Source organism: Kineosporia succinea (genome assembly GCF_030811555.1).
Classification (GTDB): Bacteria; Actinomycetota; Actinomycetes; order Actinomycetales; family Kineosporiaceae; genus Kineosporia; species Kineosporia succinea.
In genome coordinates this window covers 7,386,075-7,403,164 of sequence record NZ_JAUSQZ010000001.1, presented here as the reverse complement: position 1 = coordinate 7,403,164, position 17,090 = coordinate 7,386,075, and the positions used below count along the sequence as shown (strand labels likewise).

General features: G+C 71.1%; 13 protein-coding genes. 6 read left to right on the top strand and 7 right to left on the bottom strand.

The annotated features are described in order from the left end of the window. Window positions 1-72: 72 nt before the first annotated feature. The 3 genes from J2S57_RS32655 to J2S57_RS32645 all read left to right on the top strand — a co-directional run bounded on the left by J2S57_RS32655 (window position 73) and on the right by J2S57_RS32645 (window position 3,746). Window positions 73-1,335: a histone H1-like repetitive region-containing protein gene (locus J2S57_RS32655; protein WP_307249951.1), complete on the top strand. Its 1,263-nt coding sequence runs from the start codon at window positions 73-75 to the stop codon at window positions 1,333-1,335. 160 nt (window positions 1,336-1,495) lie between these two features. Continuing rightward, window positions 1,496-2,533, top strand: a complete 1,038-nt coding sequence (locus J2S57_RS32650; protein ID WP_307249949.1) for a patatin-like phospholipase family protein — start codon at window positions 1,496-1,498, stop codon at window positions 2,531-2,533. 262 nt (window positions 2,534-2,795) lie between these two features. Beyond that, window positions 2,796-3,746, top strand: a complete 951-nt coding sequence (locus tag J2S57_RS32645; RefSeq protein ID WP_307249947.1) for a ferritin-like domain-containing protein — start codon at window positions 2,796-2,798, stop codon at window positions 3,744-3,746. Between the two features lie 86 nt (window positions 3,747-3,832). Here the strand turns inward: J2S57_RS32645 and J2S57_RS32640 are convergent, their stop codons facing one another. Next, window positions 3,833-5,200, bottom strand: coding sequence for a right-handed parallel beta-helix repeat-containing protein (locus tag J2S57_RS32640; RefSeq protein WP_307249945.1), 1,368 nt, complete (start codon window positions 5,198-5,200; stop codon window positions 3,833-3,835). Between the two features lie 337 nt (window positions 5,201-5,537). Here J2S57_RS32640 and J2S57_RS32635 point away from each other — a divergent pair, with 337 nt between their 5' ends. Continuing rightward, complete coding sequence (locus J2S57_RS32635) at window positions 5,538-6,563, top strand: SCO2521 family protein (protein ID WP_307249942.1); 1,026 nt, start codon at window positions 5,538-5,540, stop codon at window positions 6,561-6,563. Further along, window positions 6,563-7,648: a hypothetical protein gene (locus J2S57_RS32630; RefSeq protein WP_307249940.1), complete on the top strand. Its 1,086-nt coding sequence runs from the start codon at window positions 6,563-6,565 to the stop codon at window positions 7,646-7,648. The genes J2S57_RS32635 and J2S57_RS32630 overlap by 1 nt, the downstream gene beginning before the upstream one ends. Here the strand turns inward: J2S57_RS32630 and J2S57_RS32625 are convergent. The 5 genes from J2S57_RS32625 to J2S57_RS32605 form a co-directional block, all read right to left on the bottom strand. Next, the gene (locus tag J2S57_RS32625) at window positions 7,598-8,557 is read right to left on the bottom strand and encodes an SCO2522 family protein (RefSeq protein ID WP_307249938.1); all 960 of its coding nucleotides are present in this window, start codon (window positions 8,555-8,557) and stop codon (window positions 7,598-7,600) included. The two genes, J2S57_RS32630 and J2S57_RS32625, sit on opposite strands and share 51 nt — an antisense overlap. Continuing rightward, window positions 8,554-9,474, bottom strand: coding sequence for an SCO2523 family variant P-loop protein (locus J2S57_RS32620; RefSeq protein ID WP_307249935.1), 921 nt, complete (start codon window positions 9,472-9,474; stop codon window positions 8,554-8,556). The genes J2S57_RS32625 and J2S57_RS32620 overlap by 4 nt, the downstream gene beginning before the upstream one ends. Further along, a complete protein-coding gene (locus tag J2S57_RS32615) occupies window positions 9,471-11,339 on the bottom strand; it encodes an SCO2524 family protein (RefSeq protein WP_307249933.1) in 1,869 nt (622 codons plus the stop codon). The genes J2S57_RS32620 and J2S57_RS32615 overlap by 4 nt, the downstream gene beginning before the upstream one ends. A 33-nt stretch (window positions 11,340-11,372) precedes the next feature. Beyond that, on the bottom strand, window positions 11,373-12,134 hold the full coding sequence (locus J2S57_RS32610; protein ID WP_307249931.1) for an SCO2525 family SAM-dependent methyltransferase: 762 nt from the start codon (window positions 12,132-12,134) through the stop codon (window positions 11,373-11,375). 179 nt (window positions 12,135-12,313) lie between these two features. Continuing rightward, window positions 12,314-13,048, bottom strand: coding sequence for a GNAT family N-acetyltransferase (locus J2S57_RS32605; protein WP_307249929.1), 735 nt, complete (start codon window positions 13,046-13,048; stop codon window positions 12,314-12,316). Between the two features lie 197 nt (window positions 13,049-13,245). Between J2S57_RS32605 and J2S57_RS32600 the strand changes: the two genes are divergently transcribed. Then, window positions 13,246-14,847, top strand: a complete 1,602-nt coding sequence (locus J2S57_RS32600) for a methyl-accepting chemotaxis protein (RefSeq protein WP_307251153.1) — start codon at window positions 13,246-13,248, stop codon at window positions 14,845-14,847. Between the two features lie 22 nt (window positions 14,848-14,869). Here J2S57_RS32600 and J2S57_RS32595 read toward each other — a convergent pair whose 3' ends face one another. Continuing rightward, complete coding sequence (locus J2S57_RS32595; RefSeq protein ID WP_307249927.1) at window positions 14,870-16,984, bottom strand: putative bifunctional diguanylate cyclase/phosphodiesterase; 2,115 nt, start codon at window positions 16,982-16,984, stop codon at window positions 14,870-14,872. Window positions 16,985-17,090: the final 106 nt, after the last annotated feature.

Here is a 17,090-nt window from a genome sequence, read left to right as displayed (position 1 = left end):
ACAGCGCGGTGCCCTCGCCGCCGAAGCGGTGCGCCTGGCGTGCCGCCGGTCGTACCGACGCTGGAGAAGCTCATGAAACGCGCCCGTCCGTTCAGTGCCGCCTTCGTTGCCACGCTGGCGCTCGTCGCCGGTGTGGTCGTCGGGGGCCCTCACACGGATGACGCCGGGGTGCCTGCCCGCGGGGTGCCGCAGCAGGTTCTCGCCGCCAGTGAGCCGGTGGCTGGTTACGTGCAGGCCAAGACCACCAAGAAGGCGGCGGCGAAGAAGGCGGCGGCCAAGAAGGCGGCGGCGGCGAAGAAGGCGGCGGCGAAGAAGGCGGCGGCGAAGAAGGCGGCGGCCAAGAAGGCGGCGGCCAAGAAGGCGGCGGCCAAGAAGGCAGCCGCCAAGAAGGCAGCGGCCAAGGCGGCAGCTCAGAAGGCGGCGGCGCAGAAGGCGGCGGCGAAGAAGGCCGCCAAGACCTACGCCTCCGGGATGCCGTGGAGTGACGGCGGCTTCTTCATGCACTCCTCGACCCGGGCCACGAAATTCGCCACGTGGCGCGGAGCCCCGGTCGACAACGTGGTGGCGTACACGTCGCGCGCCAACTGGGACGAGCAGCTGAACGACTGGTGGGCGTCGACCGTCCCGTCCACGTTCAAGGCCTCGCGGGACGACTTCATCATCTCGGTGCCGCTGTGGACCGACGACGGCAAGGCCGGCAACGACCCGCGCTGGCGCGAGCTGGGCCGCAGGATCGCCGCGGTCGACCCCGACGCCCTGGTGCGCCTGGGCTGGGAGATGAACTGCTGCTTCTCCCACGCCGAGAACGCCGCGCAGTGGCGCAAGCAGTTCTCCCGCGCGGTGACGCTGATGCGCCAGACCGCCCCGGACCTGCAGATCGTGTTCAACCCGAACGAGGGCCCGGCGCAGAACGGCACCGTCAAGAGCATCGAAAGCCTGTACGTCAAGGGCAAGGTCGACATCATCGCACTCGACTCCTACGACTGGTGGGCGCCGTTCACCACACAGGCCAACATCAACAGCCACTTCACCAAGAAGTACGGCTGGAACTACTGGTACGAGTTCGCCCGCGACCGCGGCCTGCCCTTCGCCCTGGCCGAGTTCAGCGTCTCCTCGGGCTCGGGCCAGTCCGCGCACTCCGGTGGTGACAACCCCAAGTTCTTCGACGTCACCTACACCTGGCTGGCACAGAAGCAGAAGGCCGACCCGGGCTCGATCCGGTTCGTGTCGGTGTTCAACGAGGGGGCCGACTACTGCGGTTGCGAGATCTCCGCGACCAGCAACCGCAAGGCCGGGGCGAAGTACAAGTCGCTGATCGCCGGCCTCCGCAAGTAGTCGTCGTGGTACCTTCGGCTCGACCGTGACCCAGCTCGAGGAGGTGAGACCCATGAACGCGGTAGCGATGTGGGTGCTCCCCCGTGCCGTCACGGTCGGGCGGTCGATGCAGTAGTCGCCGGGAGCGCCGAAACCTCAGGCACTCCGAAAGGTGACTACCATGAACCATTCCCATGCGCTCGTGCTCGGTGGCGGCGGAGCCTCCGGGCAGGCCTGGCAGATCGGCGTCATCGCCGGCCTGACCGAGGCCGGTCACGACATCGCCGGTGCCGACCTGGTCATCGGCACGTCCTCCGGCTCCACCTCGGCCGCGTGGATCCGCAGCGGCGTCCCGGTCGCCGAACTGCTGGCGTCGATCCTGACCCAGCCGGTTGCCACGGGCCGGCCGGGACAGCCCGGTCGCCAAGGTCAGCCCGGTCGCCAGGGTCAGCCCGGTCGCCAGGGGCAGGCGGGTCTCCAAGGTCAGCCCGGCCTGCAGGGCCAGCCCGGTCGCCAGGGTCAGGCGGGTTCCCCGGGGCAGGCCGGTCCCTCGCCGATGCTCGCGGTCTTCGAACGGCTGCGCGAGATCGGCGCCGCCGCGACCTCGGCGGCCGAACTGCAGCGGAATCTGGGCGCTTTCGCCCTGGAGAGCGACGCCCGGTTCGGCCCGGAGGTCTCCGAGCGGCGGCGGGCCCTGGTCGCGTCCCGGCTTCCCCGTCAGGAGTGGGCCGAGCGGCCGATGATCGCGGTGGCCGTCAACGCGCACACCGGTGAACTGGCGCCGCTGGACCGCCGTTCCGGCGTCGACCTGGCCGATGCCGTGACCGCCAGCACCGCCCTCCCAGGGGCGGGGCCCACCCATGCCGTCCACGGCGTCCATTATGTGAATGGTGGGGTGCGCTCGGCCGAGAACGCCGATCTGGCGGCCGGTTACGCGAAGGTGCTGGTGCTCGCGCCGTTCGGCGGCCCGGCGCCCGCACCGCAGGACGGCCAGTTCGAGGGCATCCGGCGGGAGGCGGCCTGGGGCACCGACCTGCCCAGCCAGGTCGAGCTGCTGCGCGGCCAGGGCGCTCACGTCGACGTGATCACGCCCGACGCCGAGTCCTGGGCCGCGATGGGCCCGGATCAGATGGACCCCGCGAACCGGATCCCCTCGGCGCGGGCCGGTCTCGCTCAGGGGCGGCGGGAGGCGGGGCACATCACCTTCGCACCGCACTGATCGGTGCGGTGAGCTGATCGAGGCGGGCATCCGGGTTCAGCGCCCGCACCGCCGCCTCGGTCAGCGGCCGGCCCTCTCCCGACCCCCGGCCGGGCCACGCGGCGGATCATTCGAAAGACCGAGTACCAGGCCGCTCCCCGGGTGCCGTGCGCTGCCGTACGCTCCAGTCCGACGCCGATATCGAAAGCGTCCGTTGGACGCGCGTTTTCCGGATCATCTCCGGCAAACCGGTCCGGCTCGACCAACCTGCAGGGGGCAGTGGATGTTCGGGAACAAGCTGGTCGTCGACATGATCGACCGTAGTGCCGAGAGCCGTACCGACCGGCGGCGGTTCCTGCGGGCCGCGGGGGCGGCGGGGATGGGCGCCGTGGGCGCCGGCCTCGTCGGCAGCGCGGTCATGAACGCAGGTCCGGCCCAGGCCGGAACCGCCTCGGAGACGGTGGCCGCGGCGGCCCCCAGTGACGGCGCGGTGCTGAACTTCGCGCTGAACCTGGAGTATCTGGAGGCGGAGTTCTACTCCTGGGCCGTGCACGGTCACGGTCTGGCCGACAAGCTCACCTCCGGCAAGCAGGCCCGCGGGGGAGTGGTCGGTGGCGCCAAGGTGCCGTTCAAGACCGCCCGGATCCGCAAGTACGCCGCCGAGATCGCCGGTGACGAGCTCGCGCACGTGAAGTTCCTGCGCGGTGCGCTGGGCGGTGCCGCCGTGTCCCGGCCGAAGATCGACATCAAGAACAGCTTCACCGCCGCCGCCCGCGCGGCCGGGCTGATCGGCGCCAAGCAGAAGTTCGACCCGTTCGCGAACGAGGACAACTTCCTGCTCGGTGCCTTCCTTTTCGAGGACGTCGGCGTCACCGCCTACAAGGGGGCCGCCCCGCTCATCGACAACAAGACCTACCTCGAGGCGGCGGCCGGGATCATGGCGGTGGAGGCCTACCACGCCGCCACCATCCGCACCGCCCTCTACGAGAAGGGCATGGGCAAGGCCGCCGGAGCGATCTCGATGGCCCGGGACTCCCTCGACGGCAAGAACGACCGCGACCAGGGCATCACCTGGAAGGGCATGGCCAACATCGTTCCCGCCAACCCGGCCGGCATCGCCTACAGCCGCAGCCCGGGCCAGGTGCTGAACGTGGTCTACCTGAACCCGAACGCCGTCAAGAAGGGTGGCTTCTTCCCCAACGGCGTGCACGGGGACGTCACCACCAGCGCCTGAGAAATCTGACCGGGGCGGCCTCTGCGCGAAGAGGCCGCCCCGCACGTCAGAAGGGCGCCTGAGACCCCGGAAGGCTTGGAAAGGCCTCAGAAGGCCCCGATGTTGCCCGAGTCGCTGCCCTTGCCGTAGAGCGGGCTGGTCGACTTCAGCCGCAGGCTGGTCAGCACCGGCAGGCTGCCGTCGGCCTGCCGGGCCGCGTCCCACCCGGTGGTGCTCAGGCTCTGGAAGTCGCTGCTCGAGACCGCCGGGCTCAGGTTCCACGAGTTGTTCTTCTGCGTGGTGCCGGTCATGTTGCTGGTCAGGGTGCCGCCGAGGGCGATGTTGTCGGTCAGGGTGCCCAGGCCGGTCGCGGCGCCCGAGGAGGTGATGCCGAGCATGTTGTAGTTCGGCTTGTTGTTGTAGGCCGTGTTGTGCGAGAAGTCGAGCGCGAGCGGGTGGTGGTTGGCGTAGAAGCCCGCCGCCCGGTTGTTGAACGCGACCGAGTAGCGCACGACGTGCTTGACCGCGGCCGCCGAGTACACGCCGCCGTAGCCGCCGGCCTTGATGCCGCTGCCGTTGCCCGCCGCGGTCGTGGTGCCCGGCACGTAGCCGTTCGACCAGGCCCACGACTTCTCGATGGTGACCGGCGAGAACGCGTTGATCAGGTCGAAGCCGTCGTCGGCGTTGTTCCAGGCGCGGCTGCCGCGGAACACGTTGCCGGGCTTGCCGGCCGGGATGTGCGCACCGAACCCGTCGGCGCTCTCACCGGCACCGTTGGAGGTGTAGAGGTCGTAGTTGTCGTGGGAGTCGCTGTTGAGCACCAGGTTCCCGCCGCCGTCCTTGATGAACAGGCCGGCGCCCATGATGTGGTGAATGTTCAGCTGCTCGAACGTGTTGTTGCTGCCGGTGACGTACACGCCCCACGACTCGTGATTCTTCGTGTTGTTCTGCGGGACGCCCTTGATCTCCAGGCCCTTGACGTTCACGTAGCTGCCGGTGACGTTGAAACCCTTGATGCGGCAGTCGTCCTTCATCGCCGAGAAGTCGAACACCGGCGTCTCGCCCGGATAGGCGGCGTAGGTGATCGTCTTGCCCGCGCTGCCGCTCTTGTTCAGGGTGATCGCGTCGACCAGCGCGGTCTGGCTCGAGCAGGCCTTGTTCGCCGCGGTGTAGGCGTAGGTGCCCTTGCGGAAGTAGACCGTGTCGCCGGCGACGGCCTTCGACTGGGCGAACGCGATCGTCCGGAACGGCGCGGCCGCGGTGCCGGCGGCGCTGTCGCTGCCCGATGGGGCCACGTAGTAGGTGGTGCCGGTGGCCGCGGCGGCGATGGTGGACGCGGTGGTCGCCACGGTCGTGGAGGCGGCGGTGGACGTCGTGGTCGCGCCCGGGTTCACGGCGTGCGCGGTGGCGGCCCCCGCCGCCAGCACGGCGGTGACCGAGAGGATCGGGACGAGCCGTTTGCGTTGCCTACTCATGAGGGGCGGGTGCCCTTTCTGCTGTTCAGGCGCAGAATTCAGAAGCCGAGGGTCGGTGCGGTTCATGATTCCGGCGGGATGACGAGTTCGAGAGCGTAGGCCGGGCCGCTGATTCTTCGGTTAGGCGAACGAGTTCCGGACATCAAGTTTTCGTTGTGCCGAAAAGGTTGCCCGCAACTTTCGAGTTCCTGAAAATTCCGCGATCCATTTGCATCAATTGGTGTCGACGCGATCCCGAAACCTGCGGGGATCGGCCGATCCCCTTTCCAGACTCCTGCTCGGTGGTGGCACCGCGAGTTACCATCGTCGGGCAGGCGAACATGGGTTGGGGGGCCGCATGTCAGTCACGAGTCAGCCGAAGCCGGCCCTCGGCACCCCCGCGCTGTCCGTGTCCGTCGACGTGGCGGGCCCGGTCCTGGCGCTCGGCGAGATCCGCACCGGGCTGCTGCCGCACTCCGGGCCGCTGCCCTCGGACGCCACCGCCGATCTGCTCACCCCCGGCCCGGGCCGTCCGCCCCGCCGCTGGGAACGTCCGGTCGCCCACGTCGCGGCCCCGCACAGCTTCACCGGCGTCGACTGCTGGATGCCCTCGGCGGTCGGCCGCCGGCTGCGCGGGGTCGGCACCGTCAGCACCGAGGTGCGGGTCACCGGCGGCCAGGTCGTGCAGGCTCACACCCGCACCGGTCTGCGGGTGGCCGGTCAGAAGCGCCGCCTGCCCTGGTCGCACTACCTCGCGCAGCCGGGCACGGTCGAGACCTGGGGCCCGGTGCGGGCGGCCGAGCTGGCTGAGGCGTTCTTCGCCGAGCCGGCCGCCTCCGGGGGTGTGCTCGACCTGGGCGGCCCGAGCGTGCACCGGCTCAACCAGATCCGCGGCTCGGCCCGGCTCGACCGGCTCCAGACCTACCGCCCCGAGCAGACCCGGCTGCGCTGGGTCGCGGTTCCCGAGACCGGCACTCCCTCGGTGGTTTTCACGCTCCGCAGCCGGGCGGTGCACACCCTGCTGGTCCGCGTCCCGCCCGAGGTGATGCCGCAGGCCGACGAGCTGTGTCTCGACATCGCCCTGCACGACTGGCTGCTGTCGTCACTGCTCGGGCTGATCGAGCGGGCGGGCATCGGCCGGGCCGACCGGTCGGCGGTGGTGGCCACCCTGGCCCCCGCGGTCGACCACCTGATCCATGCCTGGCTCCCGGGCGCCCGGCTCGGTCCGGTCCTGGCCGAGCTGCGGGCCGAGGCCGACCGGGTCTCCGGTCTCAGCGCGCAGTGGGCCTCGGCCGTCAGCCGGGTCCGCGACCAGATCGCCCTCGCCGCCGTGGAACAGGCGGTCCGCCAGCGTCCCCGTCCGTCGCGAGTGGGAGAGCCCTGATGTCCTCGCCGACCAGCCCGCCGTCCCGCCCGCCGAGCGCCGAACTGCGCACCCTGCGCCGCATCACGGTCGCCGCGGTGGTCGGCGGGGCCACCTTCGTCGCCTCGAACATGCTGCAGGAGGTGCTCAACAACAACGTCGGCGACCAGCTGATCATGGCCTTCCTGGTCGGCGGGGTCACCCTGATCTCGCAGCTGCTGGGCGAGTTCAGCCAGGCCCAGACCGAGTTCGGCGACGGCCTCAAGCGCATCGAGCGCAGCTCCGCCTCCCGCATGATCGAGCAGTCGGCGCTGCAGTCCGAGGTGCTCAACGAGTTCCTGCTCCACGCGGGGCGTCTCAGCACCCGCAGTCCCGACCTGATCAACCGCCTGGCCGCCGAGGAGGTCGAGCGGGTCTCCCGGCTGTTGCGCACGCTCGGTGCCGGCGAGGAGGTTTACTACGACGGCGAAGACCGGGAGTACCTGCTGGCCCTGGCCAAGAGCGCCCGCCGGTCGATCGTCGCCACCAGCCTGGTCACGGTCGACGCGGGCGGCAAGGGCTTCGAGGGCGGCCTCTGGCTGACCGACCTCGGGGCCCGTTACCTCGAGATCCAGCGCGCCGCGGCCCGCCGTGGCGTGGCCATCCGGCGCATCTTCGTGTTCGACGCCCCGGAGTTCGCCAGCGACCCGAACTTCCTGCGGGTGCAGCGTCTTCAGCGCGAGGCCGGGGTCGACATCCGCGGCATCGACGAGTCCAACACCCCCGAGCGCCTGAAAGACCACGTCAGCGACTTCATCGTGTTCGACGACGTGCTGGCCTACGAGACCACCCGGGCCAGCCGCATCACCAACGCGGTGCAGCCGGTCATCATCACCACCCGCCTGGTGCAGGAGAAGCACCGTCTCGACAGCCACCGCGAGCGCTTCGAAGAGCTGTGGCGCGTGGCCGGTTCGCTGCCCGACCCCGACACCTCGCTGCAGATCGCCGGCGGCCGCAACCACCGCGGGCACCTGCTCGGCAGCGCGAAAGACGGTTTCGTGGCCGAGATCGACCTGTCAGGGCCCGACGAGGACATACCCGACGCGGGCCAGAGCGTCGGCCGGTAGCGTCAGGCCCTCGCGGGCGGCGCCGTCGGCGATCAGGCGGGCGGCCTCGGGGTCCTGCCAGACCTGGTCGAGCACGGTACGAACCGCGGCCTCCACCAGCAGGAATCGCGACGACATGATCGACAGGGTGCGCTGCGCGGTGAACGGGGCGGCGCGGTCGTCCAGGCGCAGGACGCCGGGCAGGTCGCCCCAGCGGGCGGGCCAGTGGTCGGGAACCGGCTCGGGCTCGGCCAGCGGCTGGCCCTGGTAGCGCGGCAGCCCCAGCCGCAGCCACTGCCAGGCCGCGGCCAGCAGCGCGCACGACCAGCGCCGCCCGCCGGGCTCGTCCTTCCACAGCTCGACGTCGACGAACACCGAATGCCCGCGCGCGGTGGTCTGTTCCGGTGGTTCCCAGGTGACCACACTCATCGCCGAGCCGTCGTCGGCGCCGGGCGAGCGGCGTCCGTTACTCAGCCACCCCGACTGGGTGACCGGTGGGCGCCCGCCGGTGGTGTGTGGCGGCGGTTCGACGACCAGCGCGTCGACGAGCTGCTGGGCCGGGCTGACCGGCCCGGTCGGGCCTCGCACCAGGGCGCAGGCGGATTCGCGGGCCAGGTAGTCGATCGGGACGCCGGCCTCGGTGGCGGCCGAGGTGATCATCGTGATCACCTCGCCCGGATCGCCGAGGTCGGGGGAGAAGTAGTCGTCGATCAGGAAGCAGGTGCTGATGCGGGGTTTCGGGGCCGGGACCGAGGCCCGGGCGGTCTGCAGCCAGCGCCCGACCTCGGTGAACTGCTCGCGCAGGCGCTCGGGCCCGGCCAGGAGGTCTTCGAGGTAGAGGTGACCGACCTCGACCGACAGGTGGGACATGGCCAGGGCCCGGGTGCGGGGCTCGGCCTCGGTCTGGTGGAACTCGCCGGTGGCGCTCACCGGGGTTCCCAGGCGTCGTCGTCGAGCACGGCCAGCGAGAGGTCGTGCAGGGCGTCGACGGTGACCTTGTTGGCGGTCTCCCGGCCGTACAGGTCGCTGCTGGTGAGCAGCTGCTCGTGCCACTGGAACACCGGGTCGACCGGGATGCTGCCCAGCACCCACCGGGCTCCGAGCTCGAGTTCCCGCGCGCGCAGGTGCAGTTCGGCGTTGCGCTCGCTCAGCCACGACAGCTGGGACGTGCGCAGGCCGCGCAGGTCGGGGGCGTTCGGGTCGATGATGGCGGTGCGCACGAACCGGATCCGGTCGAGCAGGTCCTCGCGGTCGTGGCCGACCTTGGTGCCGGTGTCGAGCAGGCCCTGGGCGCCGTGCACGAGGCCGTGGGCGGCGGTCAGGTGCTGCATGGTCCAGCGGTGGAACACGAGCCAGCGGGAGCGGCCCACGTTCTCGTCCGGCCGGGTGGCGGTCAGGGCCATGCGCAGGGCGTAGGAGCGGCCGGCGCTGAGATCGACCACGGTGAGGTCGTACTCGTTCTGGGCCCAGCGCAGGATGTCGAGGGCGCGCTGCACGATCGGGCCCTCGCCGACCCGGAACTCGCCCTGGCCCTCGTCACCGGGCAGCAGCTCCATGCGCCCGCTGCCGGGCGGGCGGTGCCGCAGGCTGTTGCGGTCGGAGGCGGCCCAGATATCGACGGTCTCCGGCTCGAGCACCTGCCCCAGGAAGTACGCGTGCTGGCCGCGCCCGGAGCGGGTGCCCCGGTTCAGCGAGTCGACACCGAAAATGGCTCCGGCGGTGGGAGATCCGAAGTCCCAGTCGAGGTAGCCGACGTTCAGCCCACGCAGCGCGGCCTGGTACACCAGGTTGCAGCTGGTGACCGACCGGCCGGTGCCGCCCTTGTCGGACGTGGCGAAGACGATCATGCCGTACCGCGCCCGGGACCCTGCCGGGCCATCGCCAGGCCGTCGAGCTCGCGCAGCACACCCTGCACCAGGGTGAGAGACGTGCCCGGGCGGCGGCGCAGCAGCAGCCGGGCCCGCTCGAGGTGCTTCTCGATGGAGTCGAACGAGACCCGCACGGCGTGGCCCTGGGTGCGGGTGCCCGCGAGTTTCTCCTGCGCGAAGATGTTCTCGGCCTCGGCGAGCAGGTCGGTGGCCAGCGGCAGCAGCGCCGGGCTGGGCGGCAGGTCCTCGGTGAGCATGCCGGCCGCGGTGACCAGGCCCTCGATGACGCGCTCGGTGTGGTACCAGGACGGCGGCTGCTTCTCGGACAGGGTGATGGGCAGGGCGGGGGAGAGCTGGTCCCACAGGCCGGTGCCGTCGCCCTCGGTCAGCCGCCGGGCCTGCAGGTGCTGCATGAGGGTGTCGCTGAGCCGCAGCATGGCGTCGCGCTGCTCGACGTCGGCCAGCAGCCCGGAGATCCGCACCGCGCGCTTGAACAGCAGCGAGGAGTAGTTCGCGATCCGCCAGACCTGCCGGGAGCCAAGCTCTTCCGTGCCGCGGAGGGTGAGTCGTTCACCGGGCTCGTGCAGGCGCAGCGCCTGGTCCTCGGACCTGACCGGGCTGCGGGTGACGGGGCGGCTGGTGATGCGCCCGCGGTCGGCCAGGTGCTCCATGATCCGGGCCATCCGCGACAGCAACGGTGCGCTCGCCGGGTCGTCGGCCAGCTGCTGGACGACCATCGAGGTGACGAACAGCGTGTAGTACTCGGACTCGACGCCGTCGGAGGTACGCCAGGGGACGTCTTCCACGGCGATCCGGGCGGGGCCGGTGGAGCCGGTGGTGGCGACCCGCGTCCAGAAGGCGAGGGTCAGGTCGTAGCGCAGACGCAGAGCCTGGGCCGCCCGCAGCTGCACGTCGTCGAGGAGGCCGAGGATCTGGGTGCGCCGGCTGAAGAGGTCTTCGATGCCGTCGAGCGCGACGCCGGTGAAGTACAGGTAGGGCCGGTCCTCGGCGACCCCCGGGGGCTGGGTGGTGACCTCGTCGGTGTAGGAGACCCCGGCCGCGCCCTTGATGACGCCCCACGACCAGCCGCACTCGAACAGCCGCGCCCGGTTGTCGAGCTCGTCGGCCACCACGCCGGATCCGATGGTGACGTCGCCCCGCAGGCGGCCGCGGATGTCGTCGAGTTCGCGGGACAGCCGGTCGGCGACGATCCGGTCGGGTTCCCGCGCCTGGTTCACGTTGCGCAGCAGGCTCTGCCCGGCGAGCGAGTCGATCTCGAAGACGTGCACCGAGAAGCTGCGCAGCAGGCCGGTGAGGGCCCCGGTCAGCCGGTGCGACGTGAGCCCGCGCAGCTCCTCGATCTGGGCCAGGAGGGCCCGGCTGCGCACCCCCTCGCGGAACGCCTGCAGAAATCCCAGCACGGCCAGGCACAGGGAGACCGACATCGAGTACGAGTCGACGATCTCCAGGTCGCGCTGCTCGCCGGTGGTGACGGCCCCGGCCCCGGTGACCTCTTCCGGGTCGATGTAGCTGCCGGCCCGGAACGTCGGGTTGCCCACCTCGTCGGTGTACGTCCGCATGTACTGGATGAGCAGCGTGATCATCGTGCGGGGCGCCTCGAGCTGGTTGCCCAGCGGGTGCAGGACGGCGGCGACGTCCTCGCCCATCAGGTCGGGCTGGTCGAACCCCAGGGTGGGCACGGCGGTGGCCGGGTAGAGGATGCACAGCAGCTGCTCGGCGTCGCTGATCGAGTTGCCGGCCCAGTTCCACTCGCCGGTGCGGTAGGAGTAGCGCAGCGACGCGCGCCAGATGTCGAGGATCTGGTCACGGGGTTCGAGCAGCATCGGCGAAGCACCATCCCCAGCAGTGGTTTCGGACTATGCCGTGGTTCCCACGGCGATGATCATGCCGTCGTACCCGTCGCGCAGCGGGTCGTTGCCGGGCACCGGGATCTTGGTGACCCGCGCCTTCGCCCCGAATTGCCGGAGCGTCACGTCGACGCGGAGGGAGTCGACCTCACGCACGGCGGGGAACGACTTGTCGCCCACGACGTAGCCGAGCGACTTGTCCATGAAGGCGGCGGCGAACGGGGCACCGGGAGCCAGCGACCGCAGGAAGTGCTCGGTGGCCTCCTCGAACTCGTTCTCGTAGGAGGTGAGCGACTCGGCGACGAAGAACATGGTGCCGATGCCGAACCGGCCGTCGGCCTGGAGCTGGAAGACGTCGCGCTGCTCGACCGAGCACCGCCGGGTGAGTTCCCGGCGCGGGTCGGTGGCCGCGTCGTAACCGTCGTAGGCACGCAGGGTCTCCCAGAACGGCAGCCACACCCAGGCGCCGTCGGCGTCGGTGTCGGGCTGCTGCCCGGCCAGTGCGCCGCGTAGCCAGGCGACGTTCGAGGGGGAGTGGTCGGTGAGCAGGATCTCGTCGGCCCAGGGCAGCATGGCCAGCGCCGGGTACAGGTTCGAGCCGGAGCCGACGTCGATGCCGGTCACGCGCGGCCCCCCGGCGACGCGTGGGTGCTCGCGGTGGTACTCGGAGAAGAATCCACCGACGTGCTCGAGAATGGCCCGGTCGTCTTCACGCAGGGACGCGTAGTTGTGGTGCCAGTAGGCCGACGGCTCGAAGTCTTTCCAGGCCACGTCTTCGTTGTGGCGAAGCCATTCTCCGGTGACAACGGAATCGTCAGTTGTCTCAGTGGCCTGCGCATCGATGGGAACCATCGGAGTTTCCGTCCGTTGAGCACGTGATTGACACGAGCAATTGGCAGAATACGTTCTGTGGTCCGCCTACCAGAATAAGCACCTGAAGGAGTCAGCTCCTAGGTGCCGGGTGTCCCCATCTGCGCGGCGTCCTTTCCGCTTCCCGGTGGCGCACAGGGCAGGAACTCGTCGGGATACGGCGCGGACAGCACGAACGTCGGCCCCGAGTCGGTCCGGATCAGTTCACGGGCCACCATTCCCTCGCCCGCGACGAGTGAGAATAGCGTGTCCGGGCGGTCGGCGGAGACCACTTCGGTTCTTCCCGGAAACCCGTTTTCCGGTGGCCGATGGGGCGTTCGGCGGAGCTGAAATCCGTAGCGGTCGACACCGGGTCCGAAGAAGTCCCGCAGGGCCCAGCGCACCGCGAATCCGTGATGCAGCAGAAGACTCGCCATCGCGTGATTGTGTGGTGACGACACCGCGGTCACCGGAATGCGGTTCAGCTCGTCGCGCCGGTCGTGCATCAGGCGCCCGATCATGTAACTGCCGAGCCCGGCCGACTGCACGTCCGGGTGCACGGCGAATCCCGCGATGTAGACGTGCCCGGGATCGGAGCTGTCGAGATGGGCGTACGCGGCGATCGCGTCGCCGCGCTGCAGGACGTGGATGTCACCCCGGGCCACCCCCTCCTCCAGCTCACCCGGGTCGGCCCGGACCACGTCGTCCTGACCGGCCGGGAAGGCGGCGTCGTCGAGGGCCCGCACGGCGATCTCGTCGTCCGGGCCCGAGGCGACCCTGATCGTCAGGACCTCCTGGGGCCGGTGCCGGTGGTCCCGGAGACGAAAACTGGTCACGCGCACCTCCGCGGGGACAGGTGGATCGAACCCAGCTTGACTCGAGAACTGTGACGAAAGAGACGCAAGTGCGTCGAAGCGTCCCTCAATCGCCGGAGGGTCCTTGACGTCGCGCGCTCAACTCCGGCGCCCCGGTCCCGAACAACAACGGGTGCCGTGCCCGCCGGGCCGGCGCCTCGGGGGAGGAACACGTGCTGATGCAGTTGCGCAATGTCCGCATCGGGACCCGGCTGGGGACAGCCTTCGCGGTGGTCGTGCTCCTGCTGACCACGGCGACCGGTGCGGCCCTGGTCGGCCAGTCGAGACAGCGGGCGTCCGCGACCCGGGTCGAGCACCTCAGCGACCTGGTGCAGGCCATCGACACGATCTCGTTCTACAACGCCGACATCTCCGGCTGGCAGGTGGCCTACGCCTGGGACACCCGCCGCCCCGGCGTGAGGAACCCGCTGGCCGACGACTCGCCCAACCGGGCCGGGTTCCTCGCCGACAAGGCCAAGCTGCTGGCATTCCTCGAGGCCTTCCCACTGGGATCGGCCACGGCCTCGGAACGGGCCACGTTCGAGGCGCTCTCGCAGAACTGGACCGCCTACTTCGCCTCCGACGACAAGGCCGCGGGCCTGTTCCGGCGGGGCGACCTGGCCGCCGGGGACGCCGAGATCCTCGACGTCGGCTACAGCAGCTACAGCAAGATCCTGGAACAGACCGGCTCCCTGGTGACGTCGGTGAACGAGCGCACGGCGCGGGAGCGCGCCGACGCCGCGAGTAGTGCCCGCACCGTGCGGGCCCTGGTGGTCACGGTGCTGGTGATCGCGATCGGGCTGGCCGCCCTGCTCGCCTACGTCGTCACCCGCAGCATCACCGGGCCCCTCAGCCGCACGGTCGGATCGCTGCGCCGGGTCGCGGACGGCGACCTCACCCACACCCCGACGCCGCAGGGCCGTGACGAGGTGGCCACCGCCGACGCCGCGCTCAACGAGGCGGTCGCCAGCACCCGGGCCGCCGTGCACGCCCTGACCCAGGCGTCGACCACGCTGACGTCGTTGTCGTCCGGCCTGACCGGTACCGCGGCGAGCCTGGCGGCCAGCAACGACGAGAGTGCCCAGCAGGCGGGCCGGGTCGCGTCCGCGGCCGACGACGTGTCCGCCAACGTGCAGACGGTCGCGGCGGGCAGCCAGGAGATGGGCGCGGCCATCCAGGAGATCGCGACCAACGCCACCGAGGCCGCCCGGGTCGCCGCGCAGGCCGTCGGCAGCGCCGAGAGCACCAGCCAGGTGGTGGGACGCCTGGGCGAGGCGTCGGCCGAGATCGCCACCGTGGTGCAGGCCATCACCGCGATCGCCGAGCAGACCAACCTGCTCGCGCTGAACGCCACGATCGAGGCCGCCCGGGCCGGGGAGTCGGGCAAGGGGTTCGCCGTGGTCGCCAACGAGGTCAAGGAACTGGCGCACGAGACCGCCAAGGCGACCGACGACATCGTCCACAAGGTGCAGACCATCCAGGCCGACACCGGCGCCGCGGTGGCCGCGATCAGCGAGATCACCGAGGTGATCGACCACATCAGCACCTACCAGAACACCATCGCGGCGGCGGTGGAGGAGCAGACCGCAGTGACGGCGGAGATGACCCGCAACGTCGCGGGCGCCGCCGACGGCTCCGGCGAGATCGCGGCCAACGTGGGGCTGGTGGCCCGGGCCACCGAGCGCACGTCGGCCGAGCTGGCCCAGGTCGGGGCGGCGGCCGGGGAGCTCGACGCCTCGGCGCGCGAACTGCAGAACGTGGTGCGGCGGTTCCGGATCTGAGCCGTTCCCGGACACGCCGTCCTCAGACGGCGGCCTCGGCCCGCTGCCGGCCCAGCCACTCCCGGAAGGCCGGTGGGGCCAGCGGCCGGCTGTGCAGGTACCCCTGGCTGATGTCGCAGCCGAGCTCGCGCACCCGGTGCAGGGCGGCGACGTCCTCGGTGCCCTCCGCCACCAGGCGCATGCCCAGGCGGTGCGCCAGCTCGGCGGTGCCGGCCACGATGGCGGCCGTGCGCTCGTCCTCGACCACGCGCACCGTGAACGAGCGGTCGATCTTGAGCTCGGTGGCGGGCAGGATGTTCATGTAACTGAGCGACGAGAACCCGGTGCCGTAGTCGTCGATGCTCAGGCCGACCCCGCGGCGGCTGATCGCGCGCAGGGCGGCCAGCGCCTCGTCCTGGTTCGTCATCAGCGAGGTCTCGGTGACCTCGAGCATCAGCTCGTCGGGCCGGATCTCGCCGTCGAGCAGGAGCGCGTCGATCGTCGGCAGGAGCCGGGGGTCGGTCAGGCACGAGGGGGAGAGGTTCACCGAGACACGCAGCTCCCGGCCCTCCTCCCGCCAGTCGCGGCTGCTCGCGACGGCACTGTGCAGCACCCGGTGCGTCAGCGCGGGCATCAGCCCGTGCTCCTCGGCCAGGTCGAGGAAGCGGTCGGGGTAGAGCAGGCCCAGCCGCGGGTGCTGCCAGCGCACCAGGGCCTCCGCCCCCACGACCTCGCCGCTCCACGCGTCCACCTGCGGCTGGAAGTGCACGACGATCTGCTCCGGCGCGTCCGGGTGCAGAGCCACCCGGAGTTCTTCCAGCAACTGCCGCCGTTCGCGCACCGCGGTGTCCAGACCCCGGTCGTACGCCCGCACCCCGAGCCCGGCGACCTTGGCCTGGTACATCGCCACGTCGGCCCGGCGCAGCAGCTCACCGGCGTCCATCAGCCCGGGCTCCAGCCGGGCCACGCCGATGCTGGCCCCGACCTCGAGCGCCCGCCCGCCGGGCCCGTCCTGCCGCAGCGGTGTCAGCGCCTCCAGCAGCTGCTCGGCGACGCCGACGGCCGGGATCAGTGAGGTGTCCTCGACCAGCACGGCGAACTCGTCGCCGCCCAGCCGGGCCAGCCGGGCGTGCGGCGGCAGCCGCCGGGTGAAGGCGCGGGTCACGTGCCGCAGCAGCTCGTCGCCGGTAGCGTGGCCGTAGCGGTCGTTGACCTCCTTGAACCGGTCGAGGTCGATGATCAGCAGCGACACCGGCCCGCCGAGCTCGACCGCGGTGTCCACGGCGGCCAGGAACGAGCGCCGGTTGGCGACGCCGGTGAGCTCGTCGGTCAGGGCCTCCTGCCGGGTGCGGGTCAGGTCGGTGAGATCGCCGACCATCGCGACCATCCGGTGCCCGGCCAGCAGCACCCCACCGGTGACCAGCACGACCACGACTCCACCGGACTCACCCCGCACCACCGCCTGCACGGCCAGCGTGACCAGCCCGGCCGCGAGCACCAGCAGCGACCCGTAGATCGAGGGACGGTTCAGGGCCACCGCGGCGCCCGAGCGCGGGACGTTTCCCGGCCGGGCCGCGGGCGCCGCGAGGACCAGGGCGCCCAGCAGCCAGGCGGGCACGATCGCGGTGCGGGCGGCCTCCGGGAACACCAGGGCCAGCGACCCGGTGACCGCGAAGGTGATGGCCGCGAGCACGGTGACCCGCATCGGCCGGTCACCGGTCAGCCCGGCCTGCACCGCGATCCACAGCGAGGCGCCGAGCGCGACGACCGCCGCCCCGGCCGCGAACAGGCCGGCCTGCAGCTGCCAGAGCCCCGATCCGGAGCCCGCCAGGTTGCCCATCGCCATCACGACCAGCAGGGCCCCGGCGGTGTTGGCGTTCTCGCTGGTGGCCCGGGTGCCGGTGAAGGCCTGCATCCACAGGATCAGCGCGTGGTAGAGGCCCAGGCAGCCGAGACCGGCGCCGAGCGGGAAGACCAGCGCGGCCCCCGGGAGGCCCAGGACGTCCAGTCCCGACGCGACCAGGCCGGCGGCCGCGATCACGGACACCGCGCCCAGGATCCAGCGCCGGAAGTTCTCTCCCGTCCCGGTTCGTACCACCAGCAGCCGGACGGCCACCGCCAGCAGCACCGCGGCGAGCACGCCGCACCCGATTTCCATCGACCGATCCCGTCCTTCGACCCTGGGGCCCCGACCTTCGACCCTGGTGCAAGACACGGGCGTCCTACTGCACCCCCGTCAGTTGTCGGCCGTGACGGGACCCGAG

Bases quoted from the DNA above. Each gene is read 5' to 3' on its own strand.
- J2S57_RS32655 (WP_307249951.1), top strand. From the start codon at position 73: ATGAAACGCGCCCGTCCGTTCAGTGCCGCCTTCGTTGCCACGCTGGCG.
- J2S57_RS32650 (WP_307249949.1), top strand. From the start codon at position 1,496: ATGAACCATTCCCATGCGCTCGTGCTCGGTGGCGGCGGAGCCTCCGGG.
- J2S57_RS32645 (WP_307249947.1), top strand. From the start codon at position 2,796: ATGTTCGGGAACAAGCTGGTCGTCGACATGATCGACCGTAGTGCCGAG.
- J2S57_RS32640 (WP_307249945.1), bottom strand. From the start codon at position 5,200: ATGAGTAGGCAACGCAAACGGCTCGTCCCGATCCTCTCGGTCACCGCC.
- J2S57_RS32635 (WP_307249942.1), top strand. From the start codon at position 5,538: ATGTCAGTCACGAGTCAGCCGAAGCCGGCCCTCGGCACCCCCGCGCTG.
- J2S57_RS32630 (WP_307249940.1), top strand. From the start codon at position 6,563: ATGTCCTCGCCGACCAGCCCGCCGTCCCGCCCGCCGAGCGCCGAACTG.
- J2S57_RS32620 (WP_307249935.1), bottom strand. From the start codon at position 9,474: ATGATCGTCTTCGCCACGTCCGACAAGGGCGGCACCGGCCGGTCGGTC.
- J2S57_RS32615 (WP_307249933.1), bottom strand. From the start codon at position 11,339: ATGCTGCTCGAACCCCGTGACCAGATCCTCGACATCTGGCGCGCGTCG.
- J2S57_RS32600 (WP_307251153.1), top strand. From the start codon at position 13,246: ATGCAGTTGCGCAATGTCCGCATCGGGACCCGGCTGGGGACAGCCTTC.
- J2S57_RS32595 (WP_307249927.1), bottom strand. From the start codon at position 16,984: ATGGAAATCGGGTGCGGCGTGCTCGCCGCGGTGCTGCTGGCGGTGGCC.